Below are 13,813 nucleotides of genomic sequence, written 5' to 3' on the forward strand. Positions count from 1 at the left end.
TGCAGACTGACCTTTTCCAAGGGAGATCGGCTGCAAAAGCGCAGCCGGCGGGATGAACATTTTCGTCCTGGCGTCAATGAAAGTTGCGCCCCTTCGGCATCACCTGCGCGTCGTCCCGCAGCTCGGTGTGTGCGTCTGTCTGCCGGCGGGCATCATCGCCTGCCAGCCTCAGCCGGCGCAGAGCGCCCTTTTCGCGGCCGTCCTCGTTGACAGGATGAAGCACCTCGTCGGCCCGGCTCATGGAGGCGAAGCTGTGCAGTTCCCGCTTCAGCAGGCCGAGTGCCTGCGTCATGTCCTCCAGATGCTCGGCAACCACGTGGATGACGCCGCTTTCGCGCTGCAACCGGCCCCACACCTTGACGAGCCGTGCCCCCATCACCACCCAGCGGTATTTTTCCATGACCTTCTTCCAGATGATGATGTTGGCGATCCCGGTTTCGTCCTCGATCGTCATGAAGATCACCCCCTTTGCCGATCCCGGCTGTTGGCGGACGAGGACGAGGCCTGCAACGGCCACGCGGCTTCCTTTGGCAGCCGTCTCCAGCTCCTCGTTCGGTTTGATGTTCTGGCGGGAAAAATCGGCGCGCATGAAGGAGACCGGATGCGCTTTCAATGACAGGGTCAGGTAGCGATAGTCGTTGATCACCTGTTCGCCGGCAGGCATGACAGGCAACGGCACGGGCGGTTCGGGGCGCAATTCGTCTGTCCCGACCCGCTCGAACAGCGGGAGCGTGCCCGGCCTGCCCCTCTCGTCCAGGGCCTTGACCGCCCACAGCGCTGCACGGCGGTCGAGGTCCAGCGAGCGGAAGGCATCGGCATCGGCAAGCCGTTCGAGGACGGAGCGGGCCAGACCGGAGCGAAGCGCGAGATCGCGCACCGATCGATAGCCGCCTCCCCGGTTCGCAAGCAGGATTTCCATGTCCTTTTCGGCCAGTCCCTTCACGAGGCGAAAGCCGAGGCGCACGGCGCGCTTCGACCTGACGACGTCACGCATCTCCCGATGACGCGGCGCGAGCAGTCTCTTGTCGAAGGCGTTCTCGCCCTCCAGCGTGCAGTTCCAGTCGGAAAGGTTCACGTCGACGGGCAGCACGCGGATGCCGTGCTCGCGGGCGTCGCGCACGAGCTGTGCCGGGGCGTAGAAGCCCATGGGCTGGGAATTGAGGATCGCCGCGCAGAAGACGTCGGGATAATAGGCCTTCAGCCAGGACGAGGCATAGACCAGAAGGGCGAAGGAGGCGGCATGGCTTTCAGGAAAGCCGTATTCGCCAAAGCCTTCGATCTGACTGAAACAGCGCTCGGCGAATTCTTGCGTGTAACCGCGGCCGACCATGCCGTCGATCATCTGCTTCTTGAAGTCACTGACCTGACCGGTCCGGCGAAAGGTGGCCATGGCGCGGCGAAGCTTGTCGGCCTGGGCGGGCGAGAAGCCTGCCGCGGTGATGGCGATCTGCATCGCCTGTTCCTGGAACAGCGGCACGCCGAGGGTCCGCTTCAGAACCTCCTCGATCTCATCCTTGGGATAGATCACCGCCTCCTTGCCTTGGCGGCGCTTCAGATAGGGGTGCACCATGTTGCCCTGGATCGGGCCGGGCCGGACGATCGCAACCTCGATGACGAGATCATAGAACACTCTCGGTTTTAACCGCGGCAGCATGCTCATCTGCGCGCGGCTCTCGATCTGGAAGACGCCGAGCGTGTCGGCTCGGCAGATCATGTCGTAAACTTCGTCCCTTTGATCCTCATAGATCTCCGCCAGCGTCTTCGGCTCATGGTAATGGCTTTCCAGGAGCTTGAAGGCCTTGGCGATGCAGGTCAGCATGCCGAGCGCCAGCACGTCGACCTTCAGGAGCTTCAGGGTGTCGAGGTCGTCCTTGTCCCATTCGACCATGTAGCGGCCGGACATCGCCGTCGGCATGATCGGCACCACCTCGTCGAGGCGGTCCCGTGTGATCAGGAAGCCGCCGACATGCTGGGAAAGGTGCCTGGGGAAGCCCATCAGCTTCTGCGCATAGGAGAGCATCCGGAGCGTTGCCGGGTCGCGCAGGTCGAGGCCTGCCGCCTTGATCTGCTCTTCGGAGAAGGAGGATCGCCCCCAGCCCCAGATCGAGCCTGAAAGGGCCGACTGGACGTCGTCCGAGAGGCCGAACGCCTTGGCCACCTCGCGGCCCGCCGACCGGCCCCGGTAGCTGATGACGGCGGCGGCGAGGCCCGCATGCTCCCTGCTGTAAGTTTGGTAGATGAAGTCGATCACTTCCTGCCGGCGTTCGTGCTCGAAATCGACGTCGATGTCGGGTGGTTCGTCCCGGTCTTCGGAAATGAACCGGTCGAAGAGCAGGGTGAACCTGTTGGGGTCGACCTCCGTTATCCCGAGGCAGTAGCAGACGGAGGAATTGGCGGCCGAGCCGCGCCCCTGGCAGAGGATACCCCGACTGCGCGCGAAGCTGACCAGCTTGTGCACGGTCAGGAAATAGGGTTCGTAACGCTTCTTGTGGATGAGTGCGAGCTCATAGGCCAGTCGCTCCTCGACCTTGGCAGGCACGCCTTGCGGATAGCTTTGACGAGGATAGCGGCGGGATGCGCCTTCGCGAACGAGCCGCAGGAGCGTCTCTTCCGGGGTGGAGCCCTCGTCGGATTCGTCCGGATAGATATGGCCGAGCTCCTCCAGATCAAAGCAAAGACCGCGAAGGAACCGGGCGCTGTTGGCAATCGCCTCCGGATGGTCGCGCAGCAGGCGGGCCATCTCGGCGGGAGACTTCAGGTGGCGCTCCGCATTGGACTGCCGATGGAAGCCGAGACCCTCGACCGTCGTGCGGCGGCGAATGGCGGCAACGACGTCCGCGATCGGGCGGCTGTCCGGCGCATCGAAAAGTGCGTCATTGGTGGCGAGGGGGCGGACGCGCGCCTGCCGGGACAGCATTGCCAGCGCGGCAAGATCGAGCCGGTCGAAGCCGTCGTAGCGTGGCACGAGGCCCAGATAGAGCCGGTCGGCGGCTTTCTGCCGCAAGGGTTCGAGCACCGCCAGCAGCGATTTCGGCTCCGGTCTGCCAGGTGGCGGCATGAGGATGAGCTGCAGTTCCGCCTGCCATTCGAGAAGGTCCGGCAAAAAAAGGGTGCAGTTTCCCTTGTTGTCCGCGCGCAGGTTGCCGCAGCTCAAGAGGCGGCAGAGATGAGCCCAGCCCCGCCGGTTCTGCGGAAAGGCGAGAACATCGGGCGTGCCATCGGCAAAGACGAGCCGGGCACCGGGACGGAAGCCTTCATAGTTGTCCGCCTTTGCCTTGTTATAGGCCCTGACCACGCCTGCGACGGTATTGCGGTCGGCGATCCCCAGGCCGCCAAGCCCGAGCCGGCTCGCGGTCTCCACCATGGCTTCGGGGTGGGCCGCTCCTTCCAGGAAAGAGAAATTGGAACGCGCACCGAATTCGCAGAAGACGGTGCTCATGCGAAAAACCCATGGATGAACCAGCGCGGAAGGTGCGGCTGTCTCCCATAGATCCCCTCGCGGAACAGCCAGAAGCGACGACCGGCCTCGTCTTCGACCCGGAAATAGTCGCGGGACGGCTGGTTCTCCCCGTCGATCCACCACTCCGCGGCGATCCGTTCAGGGCCCTCCGTGCGGGCGATCCGATAAAGGCTCCGGCGCCAGCGGAAGCTTTTCGGCGCGTCCTCCGGTACGCCGGCCATGGTTTCGACCGGCTCGGGCGGGGTGAAGAGGCGCAACGGGCGGTCCATGCAGGCGGTTGCCGTGACCGCTGGCGCTCCGCTGCGGTCGACGGCGCGCTCGCTCTCAAGACGGTCCAGGATGGGGGCGAGGCGTGCGGCGCGTTCGGGCAGATGGCTTTCGGCAAGCGTCAAGGCAAGCAGGCTGTCGGGGCCGAAGCGGGCGACGATCCGCTCGGCGAAGGCGGACAGCGATGGGCTGTCGCCGGTGCCGTCGGCAAAACCCTCCTGCACCGTCTCGAAAGGCTCGGCGGTGAGCACGCAGAGGCGGACGATCTCGAACCCGTATCCAGCGTCCAGTCCGTCATGAACCGCCGCAAGCCGCTCGCGGAACAGAAGCTTGATACGGTCGGGATCGCGCTGGGGGGCTGAGGTCGCCGCTTGGATGCGAAAGACGCGGCCGTCGACGCGAAAGAGCAGAAGCACAAACAGGCGTCCGCCCTCTCCACGTCGCTCGAGGCCCTCCTTGAGCGACCCCGCAAGATGGGCGGAAAGCGCCAGGATGTCGTCCGCGGAACTGACGGGATCGAACAAACGGCGCTCTGCCGAAAGAACCGGCACCGGCAAGCGCGGCGAGATGGGCTCGTCCTCCAGGCCGAGCGCTTGGTCGAGCCGCAGGAGCAGCAGCGGTCCGAAGCGGCGGGCAAGGGGCGCGCGAGGCAGGGGCAGGAGGTCGCCGATCGCCTTAAGCCCGACCCGCCCGAGCATCTCGGCTGTGTCCTTGGGCAGGCGTAGCGCCGGCGTCGGCAGGGGCGCAAGCACCGTTTCCGCCGCATCGGCATCGATCACGCCGCCCTCGCCGAAATGGCTGACCGCCCAGGACAGGCCGGGCGAGGACGAAATCGCTCCGCGTGCCTCGACGCCGAGGGCAAAGAGGGAGGATAGAAGACCATCGAGCATCGCCCGCTCGCCGCCGTGCAGATGGGCGCAGCCGGTGATGTCGAGATAGAGCCCGTCGTCGCCGTCTAAGGCGACGAGTGGCGTGTAGCGGTCGCACCAGTCGGCCAGTCCCTCGAGCAGCGCCCGGTCGGCGACGGGCTCGGCGGGAAGGATATCCAGGGACGGGCAGATGGCGCGCGCCTCCGTGACCCCATGTCCCCTGCGCAGGCCGATGCGTTCGGCCTCACGATCAAGACGGCTTATCCGCATGGCATTGTCGCTGCGGCTGGCGAAGACGACGGGTGGGTGGTCAGGGCGTCCTTTGGAGAGCCACGACCGTCCCCAGCGCGCCCGGGCCACTCTGTCGGTGGGAAGATAGGGAAACCAAAGGCAAAGTATCCTCTGGCTGCCGCTGCGGCTGCTGAGCGGCAGGGTGTGATTCAGGATGGGTTTCTGTGCGGCGAAAGCGGCGGTCATCGGGGTTCCACTCCAGGACTGTGCCGACGGCGTCGGCGATCTTGCTTTTTTCCGGGGTGACGAGAAAAGCGGGATTGCCGAGGCTGCCGGCCAGCGTCGATCCGTCCGGCAGCGGGCGTGCGGCTGCAGGTGCCGGCTCGACGCGCAGGCGGCAGATCGCGCTGCTTGCCTCCTCCTCGCCTGCCTGGCGCAACAGCAGAAGAAGGGTGCCACCTGCCTTCGCGCGCAGTTGCAGGCGGCGGCTTTCCGTCAGTCCGAAACAGGCGGGATTGCCGCGGATCTCCAGAATGACGGCCGAAAAGGCCGAGATGCCGAGCGCGGCTTCCGCTATCCAGAGCGCATCCTGAGCTGTTCGCGGGCGGGCGATGAAGAGGCGTGCCGGGTCGAGGCCATAGTTCTTCAAGCCCGGGGCGTAGGGCATGCCGGCTTCCGAAAGCGCCATTGCCTGGCTGATCCAAAGTGTGGCGCCGGTCCCCGCGATCTCCTGCTGCAGGGCGGCAAGGGCAAGCGTGAAGCCGGTGGCTGCCCCCATGTCGCGCGTCTGCGCATTGCGGATCTCGACGAGCCCGCAGGCCGGCAGGCCGGCTGCAAAAATAGCCTCGAGGCCGTCAGTTGCCGGGGGATCATTCGGTGCCGCCTCCGGCGCATTCCACTGCCAGCGGGATTTTCGCCCGGAGAGACCGGGCCCGTCGGCGTTTTCGATGCGTGCGACGGCCTCTCGCAAGGCAAGAAGCCGCTCACGCGCCAAGGCAGGCGTTGCCATGACGGTCGTTCCTCTATTTGTTCATGTTATGTTCTTATGGATTCCAGAACGGCCGAAAAGAGTCAACGCCAATTCGCTACGGCGTAATCACAACATCGCGCTCCCGCGCATGCGAGGGGAGCCCAAGATTTCAGCGGCACCCTCGATGATGGCGCTATCCGGCGGAATGCCGGCCTGGACGACGCGGACCGTTCTGGCTCAGCCGCCCGTGCGGCAGGAAAGCCCACCATAACGGGCATCGAGGCTGATCGCCGCGCGATAGATCTGCCGTACGGTATCGGCGAAAAGACGTCCGTCCGCCCGCAATCCACCGGCGGCGCGGCCGATCACGTTCAGGCCGGGAACGGCCGCTCCGAACCGCATCAGCCGTCCGTCGTCCTCAACCCGCATCGTGCCGGGCTGGCGCCAGGCCAGCAGCCCGTCGGCGGGGCTTGCGACCTCTTCGCGGCAATCGACAAGGCGGCCGGACATGGTTTCGTCCTCCCGGCTGCCGCGCCGCCTCAGCCGGACGCCATCCTTTGCAAGGCCGAGGATGCGGGCATCCACCAGTTCGGTTGCGGGGTTTTGCAATTCCCGCATCAGCTGGCGGTGGAGCTCCGGTGCAATCCTCTCCGAACTGAGTCGGTGCAGACTGCGCAGATGGCGCCAGTAACGCCGCTGTGCTTCCGGCGGAAGGGCGCGCCAGAAGGCGGGCCACTGCCCATTCAGGCCATCGATCACGGCCTGCCAGCCCTGGCCGCTGCGGCGACAGTCGTCGCGCAGCTCCCGCAAGGTTTCGGCAAGGCCGGTGCCGGCCGAAACTGACGGGATTGCCGGGTCTTGCGGAAGCTGGGCGTGCGCTTGCGGCAGACGGCCTCGCGGTCCCAGGATCCTGACACGGCCTGCATAGCCGCTGGCGCGCAAATACATGAGGACCGCCGCCATGCGGGGGCCGTCGCCGGAAAGCAGGAATGGCAGGCCGGCCCTCGTCGCCTCGCGGTTCCACAGAAGCTGCTCGGCGGCAAGCCAGGAAGAGGCCTCTCCCCCTGCCCGGCCATGTCCCGTTGCCAGAAACACCTCGTCGAAAATCATCCGGCTGGCATCGTCGAGCGTGAGAGCCAGCCCATGTCCCGGCAACGTCTCCAGTGCGGTGACGGCTGCGGACACGGTCTGCACGGTGGTATCGCGGCGATCGGCAAAGACCGCGCCGAAGCGCATCGTCAGATAGTCGCGGAAAGCCGAGCGGGGCACATAGACGTGCTCGAAGCCGCGCAGGGCCGTGACCGAGCTGGGACCGGCCGCAAGATCGGTTTTCAGCCAGTCGATGAAATCGGAGGGACGATCGGCCAGGACGGAGAGATGGCCGGCGCGCTCGCTCATCGTCGCCTGTCCGGCGACGCCGTTGCCGAAGCTGCCGGGAAAATCGGCCGCGTCGATCATCCAGAGATGAAACGGCCGGCGGAGGCGACGCAGCAGCGCGATCGCCGTTGCGATGCCCGCAGGACCGCGGCCGACAATGGCGATGCGCAGGCGGCTGTCTGCGGGCATCGCTGCAGGGTTCTTCCGGACTGCGTTGCTGGACAACATGCCTCTTCCCTTCCCTGGTTTCGCCCCGCCCTCGCCCTTCGCTGTCTCCGTACCGTTTTGCGGATACCTGCGGTTCCTTTCCCTGTTACAAAGCGGAAAACCCTGCGATCCAAGGGCTTCCGCTCCGCTTCCGCCGTTGCGACAGATGCCATCATGCGCTGATCTGCATGATGCCTCCATCGATCTTTACCGCCTGTGCAGGCATGATAACGTAATTTACTATAAAATCTATAGACTATTTTCCAACGCAAGGTGCGCCTTTTCGCTGGGCCTGCGGGGAACGCACTCGGGCCTTTGCCAGGCCAACGAGGCATCAGATATGCAGTCGAATTTCGGGAAGGTCGCGTGTGGCAAGCCGGTCAGGATGACCTGACCAGTTTCGCGGACAGAAAGGCCGCCTAGTCCGTGCGGGTTGTCCGGCATAGCGGAAGCCTCCTCAGCGGAGAGGCTCCGAAGCCTATAGCGAAGTCAGTAGAAGACGTGGATCGGCCAGGCAGGGAACTGGCGGGCGGGATTTCCCTGTCCGGCGGCGGGTTTCACGAAATCCAGAAGCCCCTTCCGGGCAGGCTTCTCCGTGGTGTCGCCCCTCCGGCCTTCGCCGCCTTCGGCCGCGCAGCCATCGACTGAATGCGGAGAGAAATAGCCGAGCGTCATTCCACCCATATAGAACATGCGCCAACTCCTGATCATCCCCGGTCGTTAACGACCGTGAAGTGATCATGGCGAAATCGTGACGCATGTCAATAGTCTATAGATTTAGTGCTCTAATGAGCTGCAGGCTCCACTCTAGGCCTGCTGGCCGACGGCCTTCTTTTCAGGGACGTCGTCCTCGATAAGCCCGGAGGTGCCGGGAGAAGCGACGAACTGCTCGAGCGTCATGTTGTCGAGAATGGAAGCAATGGCGTCGCGTACCTCGGTCATGGCGCGACGGACCTGACAGGCTGCCGGGTCGGCGCAATCGTCGCAGGCCTCGTAGGCCGTCCGGCTGGCGCAGCGAATCGGTGCCAACGGCCCGTCCAGCACGCGGATGGCATGGCCGATCCGGATCGCGGATGCGGGATGCGACAGGGCGTATCCGCCTCCCGGGCCCTTCTTGGACCGCAGGATGCCGGCGTTGCGAAGCTCGAGCAGGATGGTGTCGAGAAACTTCTTCGGAATGTTGTTGCGGAGCGCAATTTCACTGACGAAGGCGGTTTCTCCAGGGGCCAGACGCGCCAGATCGACCAGAGCCTTCAGCCCGTACTTGCCCTTTTTTGTCAGCATGTCATCCTGCTTTCCAGTTGCAAAAACGGCGCCGTCAGGTCCGCCTGTGGGCGGCGCCCCGACCAAAAAACCACCCGCCTGTCGGTGAGATCGAACGCCCGCCACCCATACGGATGATTCCGACGCATTTTAGGCACCCAAGTGCTAAAATCATATAAAAAAGGTATATTATTCGCGAACGGTAATGCAAGGCGACGGAGTGTCCCGAATCGCATTTCGCGTGCCGAATTAGAGCCGACGTTGCCGATTGGCAACCGACCGGGCCGCCTTGGAGGAGGATTCAGGCGCGACCGGCGCCTTCCCGGGATGCGTTTGCCAGATGCCGCCGGCGCAATTCGGCCTGGACCTCGTCCTGAAAGTCCAGCACCTGCAGCCGCATTTCCACCTCGTCGCAGCCCAGCGCCAGCAGTTCCTCGGCAAGCCTGCGGCATTCGGCGCGCCAATAGTGCAGTGCCGGTTCGCCATGCAGGGTCTCCAATTCCGCAGCGCAGCGCCGAACGACGCCCGTCCGCCGGGCAACCGGAAACGGTACCGTAGCCGCGCTAGATGTCAGGCCGGCGTTTGCGGATGCTGCGCTCATGAATGCTGTCCCCTCGTATGCGATCGATCCTGCATACCGGGCGCATGGTTAACGTCAGGTTTCCATTGCGCTAATGCTGTTCCGCCTGGTGACGGGGGCGGCGGCGTCCGTCCGCCGGCGCTGGCAACCGCGCTTCACAGCAAAGCCGTCGGAGACCCGGGAGCGCCGTTGTCCTTCACCGCCTGCATCACCACGAAAGTGGAGGTATTGGAGACGTTTGGCAGGCTGGAGATCTTTTCGCCCAGCACTTCGCGATAGCGGCGGATGTCGGAGGTCCTGACCTTCAGGAGATAGTCGAACGAGCCGGCTATCATATGGCATTCCTCGACCTCCTGGATGCGGCGGACGGCGCTGTTGAACGCTTCCAAAGCCTTTTCCCGCGTGTCCGACAGCTTCACCTCGGCAAAGGCGATGTGGTCGAGGCCGAGCTTGCGCAGATTGATCTCGGCATGGAAGCCGAGGATGAAGCCGTCGTCGATCAGCCGTTTCAATCGCGCCTGGCAGGGGGTCTTTGACAATCCCACCCGCTTGGACAACTCTGTCACGGAGATCCGTCCGTCCTGGCTGAGTACGTCAAGGATGCGAATGTCGAATTGGTCCAGATCGTCGATAGTCTGCGTCTTTGTCATTCATTCGGCCCATATAATGATCTCTAAACAGTTTGATCGGACTAAAATTGGAAGAAATCAAGTCAACATGATTTCTTCGCCGGTGCTAACATTCAGGGGCTGCGAAACGAGGCGCCGGAGAGCCGGCTTATCGGCGTGGCCCGTCCGGGCGACCGGTTGAAACGCCCCATCATTCACGAGCGCGTCACCATGACCAAGACCTCCCCCTCCCCGAAGAATGCCGGCGTGGCCGGCGACCGTCGCCCCTTTGCCGATTTCGCCCCGCCGATCCGCCCGCAGGGCGTGCTGCGCCAGGCGATCACGGCGGCCTACCGCCTTCCCGAGGCCGAAGCGGTCGCCGCCCTGCTTGAAAGCGCCACGCTTGCGCCGGAGCAGCACAATGCGGTGGCAGCCACGGCACGCAAGCTGATCTCGGCGTTGCGCGCCAAGCACAAGGGCACGGGCGTCGAGGGGCTGGTGCACGAATATTCGTTGTCGAGCCAGGAAGGCGTGGCGCTGATGTGCCTGGCCGAAGCGCTGTTGCGCATTCCCGATACGGCGACCCGCGACGCGCTGATTCGCGACAAGATCGCTGACGGCGACTGGAAATCGCATATCGGTGGCGGCCGTTCGCTGTTCGTCAATGCCGCAACCTGGGGGCTTGTCGTGACCGGCAAGCTGGCGGGAACGGTCAACGACCGCAGCCTCTCGGCGGCACTGACCCGCCTAATCGCCCGCTGCGGCGAACCGGTGATCCGTCGGGGTGTCGACATGGCGATGCGGATGATGGGCGAGCAGTTCGTCACCGGAGAGACGATCGACGAGGCGCTGAACCGCTCGCGTGCGCTTGAGCAGAAGGGCTTTCGCTATTCCTACGACATGCTTGGCGAAGCCGCCACGACTGCCGCGGACGCCGAGCGCTACTATCGCGACTACGAGAACGCCATCCACGCGATCGGCAAGGCGTCGGCCGGCCGCGGCATCTACGAGGGGCCCGGCATCTCGATCAAGCTTTCGGCGCTGCATCCCCGCTACGTGCGCGCGCAGGCCGATCGCGTCATGGCCGAACTGCTGCCCAAGGTGAAGGCGCTCGCGCTGCTGTCGAAGACCTATGACATCGGCCTCAACATCGATGCGGAAGAGGCGGATCGGCTGGAGCTTTCGCTCGACCTGCTCGAAAGCCTGTGCACCGATCCCGATCTTTCCGGCTGGAACGGCATGGGCTTCGTCGTCCAGGCCTATGGCAAGCGCTGCCCGTTCGTGCTCGATTTCATCATCGACCTTGCCCGCCGCTCGGGCCGGCGCATCATGGTGCGCCTCGTCAAGGGCGCCTACTGGGATGCCGAGATCAAGCGCGCCCAGGTGGACGGCCTCCCCGACTTCCCTGTCTACACCCGCAAGATCCACACCGACGTCTCCTACATCGCCTGCGCGCGCAAGCTGTTGGCCGCGACCGACGTGATCTTTCCGCAGTTCGCCACCCACAACGCCCAGACACTGGCAACGATCTATCACCTTGCCGGTCCCGACTTTTCCGTCGGCAAATACGAGTTCCAGTGCCTGCACGGCATGGGCGAGCCGCTCTATGACGAGGTCGTCGGTCGCGGCAATCTCGACCGTCCCTGCCGCATCTATGCGCCTGTCGGCACGCACGAGACGCTGCTGGCCTATCTGGTCCGGCGCCTGCTGGAGAATGGCGCCAACTCCTCGTTCGTCAACCGCATCGCCGATCCCGCCATATCGATCGACGAACTGATTGCCGACCCGGCCGAAGTCGTCCGCTCTATGGCGGTCGTCGGCGCCCGCCACGACCAGATCGCGTTGCCGGCAAACCTCTACGGCGCGCGCCGCAATTCCGACGGTCTCGACCTTTCGAACGAGACGACGCTGTCGGCGCTCTGCGATGCGCTGGAAGCAAGTGCTGCGGTGTCCTGGAAGGCCGAGCCGCAACTGGCGGACGGTATAGCCGGCGGCGAGACCCGCCCGGTCGCCAACCCCGGCGACAACGGCGATATCGTCGGCCATGTCACCGAAGCCTCGGACGAAACGGCGCGCAAGGCCGCACAGCTGGCTGCCGCGGCCGCTCTCCGCTGGGCGGCCGTTTCCCCCGCGGAGCGGGCTGCCTGTCTGGAGCGGGCAGCCGACGCCATGCAGGCGCGCATGCCGACGCTGCTCGGGCTGATCGTTCGCGAGGCGGGCAAGTCGCTGCCGAACGCGATCGCCGAGGTGCGAGAGGCGATCGACTTCCTGCGCTACTACGCCGAACAGGCACGCCGTACGCTCGGCCCGGCGCACGCGCCGCTCGGCGCGGTCGTCTGCATCAGCCCGTGGAACTTCCCGCTGGCGATTTTCACCGGACAGATCGCAGCTGCGCTCGTCACCGGCAATCCGGTGCTGGCAAAGCCCGCCGAGGAAACGCCGCTGATTGCCGCCGAAGGCGTACGCCTGCTGCACGAGGCCGGCATTCCGGCCGAAGCGCTGCAGCTGCTTCCGGGCGACGGCCGTGTTGGCGCCGCACTCGTCGCGGCGCCCGAAACCGCCGGCGTGATGTTCACCGGCTCGACCGAGGTGGCACGTCTGATCCAGGCGCAACTCGCCGGCCGCCTGTCGGCCGATGGCAAGCCCATCCCGCTGATCGCCGAGACCGGCGGCCAGAACGCCATGATCGTCGATTCTTCGGCACTGGCTGAACAGGTGGTCTTCGACGTCATCGCATCGGCTTTCGACAGTGCCGGACAGCGCTGCTCGGCGCTGCGCGTCCTCTGCCTGCAGGAAGACGTGGCCGACCGCACGCTCGGCATGCTGAAGGGAGCGCTGCACGAGCTCACCATCGGCCGGACGGACAAGCTCTCCGTCGATATCGGCCCGGTTATCACCGGCGAGGCCAAGGGCATCATCGAAGGCCATATCGAAGGCATGCGCGGCAAGGGCCGCAAGGTCGAGCAAATCGAACTCACAGCCGAAACGGCCAAGGGGACGTTCGTGCCGCCGACGATCATCGAGCTTGGCGGCATCTCCGAGCTCAAGCGCGAGGTGTTCGGTCCGGTCCTGCACGTCATCCGCTTCAAGCGCGAGGACCTCGACCGGCTGATCGACGAGATCAACGCCACCGGCTATGGCCTCACCTTCGGCCTGCACACGCGCCTCGACGAGACGATCGCCCATGTCACCAGCCGGATCAAGGTCGGCAACGTCTACGTCAACCGCAACGTCATCGGGGCAGTCGTCGGCGTGCAGCCATTCGGCGGACGCGGCCTGTCCGGCACCGGCCCGAAGGCGGGCGGCCCGCTTTATCTCGGACGCCTCGTCAAGACTGCGCCGATCCCGCCGCAGCACAGCTCGGTGCATACCGATCCGGCACTGACGGACTTTGCCAAATGGCTCGGCATGCGCGGCATGAATGCCCAGGCGCAGGCCGCACGCGATACGGGCAGCGCGTCTGCGCTCGGCCTCGACATCGAGCTGCCCGGCCCGGTCGGTGAGCGCAACCTCTATGCGCTGCATCCGCGCGGCCAGGTGCTGCTCGTGCCGCAGACCGAGATGGGCCTCTACAGCCAGATCGTCGCAGCGCTCGCTACCGGCAACCGTGCCGTCATCGATGCCGCTTCGGGCTTGCAGGCGTCGCTGAAGGACCTGCCCGCAAGCGTTGCCGCCCGGGTCGCATGGTCGAATGACTGGGCGAAGAGCGGTCCGTTTGCTGGCGCGCTCGTCGAGGGGGATGCGGAACGGATCCGCGCGGCGAACGAGAAGATCGCCGCCCTCCCCGGCCCGCTGGTGCTGGTACAGGCCGCGTCCACGGACGCGATCGTGGCCGAAAATGCGGAAGCCTACTGCCTCAACTGGCTTCTGGAAGAGGTCTCCACCTCGATCAACACCACGGCTGCCGGTGGCAATGCCAGCCTGATGGCGATCGGCTGATATCGGCTGAGGAATCCAGCGGGTGCCGGACCAGCGTGTCGG

General features: G+C 65.1%; 9 protein-coding genes. 1 reads left to right on the forward strand and 8 read right to left on the reverse strand.

What is annotated here, in order from left to right:
• Positions 1-73: 73 nt before the first annotated feature.
• From CRO48_RS07525 to CRO48_RS07555, 8 genes are all read right to left on the reverse strand, one after another.
• Positions 74-3,439 (reverse strand): error-prone DNA polymerase, encoded by a 3,366-nt coding sequence (locus CRO48_RS07525; RefSeq protein ID WP_097137781.1) that lies wholly within the window; start codon positions 3,437-3,439, stop codon positions 74-76.
• Entirely contained in the window at positions 3,436-4,956 is a 1,521-nt protein-coding gene (locus tag CRO48_RS07530) for a DNA polymerase Y family protein (RefSeq protein ID WP_245423463.1), read from the reverse strand. The genes CRO48_RS07525 and CRO48_RS07530 overlap by 4 nt, the downstream gene beginning before the upstream one ends.
• On the reverse strand, positions 4,907-5,836 hold the full coding sequence (locus CRO48_RS31745) for an ImuA family protein (protein WP_245423455.1): 930 nt from the start codon (positions 5,834-5,836) through the stop codon (positions 4,907-4,909). The genes CRO48_RS07530 and CRO48_RS31745 overlap by 50 nt, the downstream gene beginning before the upstream one ends.
• 198 nt (positions 5,837-6,034) lie before the next feature.
• The gene (locus CRO48_RS07535) at positions 6,035-7,402 is read right to left on the reverse strand and encodes an FAD/NAD(P)-binding protein (protein WP_176526679.1); all 1,368 of its coding nucleotides are present in this window, start codon (positions 7,400-7,402) and stop codon (positions 6,035-6,037) included.
• Positions 7,403-7,870: 468 nt separating this feature from the next.
• Positions 7,871-8,074, reverse strand: coding sequence for a hypothetical protein (locus CRO48_RS07540; RefSeq protein ID WP_097137787.1), 204 nt, complete (start codon positions 8,072-8,074; stop codon positions 7,871-7,873).
• Between the two features lie 114 nt (positions 8,075-8,188).
• A complete protein-coding gene (locus CRO48_RS07545) occupies positions 8,189-8,665 on the reverse strand; it encodes an RrF2 family transcriptional regulator (protein ID WP_097137789.1) in 477 nt (158 codons plus the stop codon).
• 280 nt (positions 8,666-8,945) lie between these two features.
• Complete coding sequence (locus tag CRO48_RS07550; RefSeq protein ID WP_097137790.1) at positions 8,946-9,245, reverse strand: DUF6074 family protein; 300 nt, start codon at positions 9,243-9,245, stop codon at positions 8,946-8,948.
• A 134-nt stretch (positions 9,246-9,379) separates the two neighbouring features.
• Positions 9,380-9,874 (reverse strand): Lrp/AsnC family transcriptional regulator, encoded by a 495-nt coding sequence (locus tag CRO48_RS07555; RefSeq protein WP_097137791.1) that lies wholly within the window; start codon positions 9,872-9,874, stop codon positions 9,380-9,382.
• 189 nt (positions 9,875-10,063) lie between these two features.
• On the opposite strand from CRO48_RS07555, the gene putA reads away from it, so the two are divergent.
• Entirely contained in the window at positions 10,064-13,771 is a 3,708-nt protein-coding gene (gene putA / locus CRO48_RS07560; RefSeq protein WP_097138046.1) for a trifunctional transcriptional regulator/proline dehydrogenase/L-glutamate gamma-semialdehyde dehydrogenase, read from the forward strand.
• Positions 13,772-13,813 lie beyond the last annotated feature (42 nt).

The organism is Rhizobium subbaraonis (assembly GCF_900220975.1).
GTDB classification, from domain to species: domain Bacteria; phylum Pseudomonadota; class Alphaproteobacteria; order Rhizobiales; family Rhizobiaceae; genus Mycoplana; species Mycoplana subbaraonis.

Excerpts from the sequence above, each read along its gene's own strand:
- CRO48_RS07525 (WP_097137781.1), bottom strand. The coding sequence starts at position 3,439 with ATGAGCACCGTCTTCTGCGAATTCGGTGCGCGTTCCAATTTCTCTTTC.
- CRO48_RS31745 (WP_245423455.1), bottom strand. The coding sequence starts at position 5,836 with ATGGCAACGCCTGCCTTGGCGCGTGAGCGGCTTCTTGCCTTGCGAGAG.
- CRO48_RS07535 (WP_176526679.1), bottom strand. The coding sequence starts at position 7,402 with ATGTTGTCCAGCAACGCAGTCCGGAAGAACCCTGCAGCGATGCCCGCA.
- CRO48_RS07540 (WP_097137787.1), bottom strand. The coding sequence starts at position 8,074 with ATGTTCTATATGGGTGGAATGACGCTCGGCTATTTCTCTCCGCATTCA.
- CRO48_RS07545 (WP_097137789.1), bottom strand. The coding sequence starts at position 8,665 with ATGCTGACAAAAAAGGGCAAGTACGGGCTGAAGGCTCTGGTCGATCTG.
- CRO48_RS07550 (WP_097137790.1), bottom strand. The coding sequence starts at position 9,245 with ATGAGCGCAGCATCCGCAAACGCCGGCCTGACATCTAGCGCGGCTACG.
- CRO48_RS07555 (WP_097137791.1), bottom strand. The coding sequence starts at position 9,874 with ATGACAAAGACGCAGACTATCGACGATCTGGACCAATTCGACATTCGC.
- putA (WP_097138046.1), top strand. The coding sequence starts at position 10,064 with ATGACCAAGACCTCCCCCTCCCCGAAGAATGCCGGCGTGGCCGGCGAC.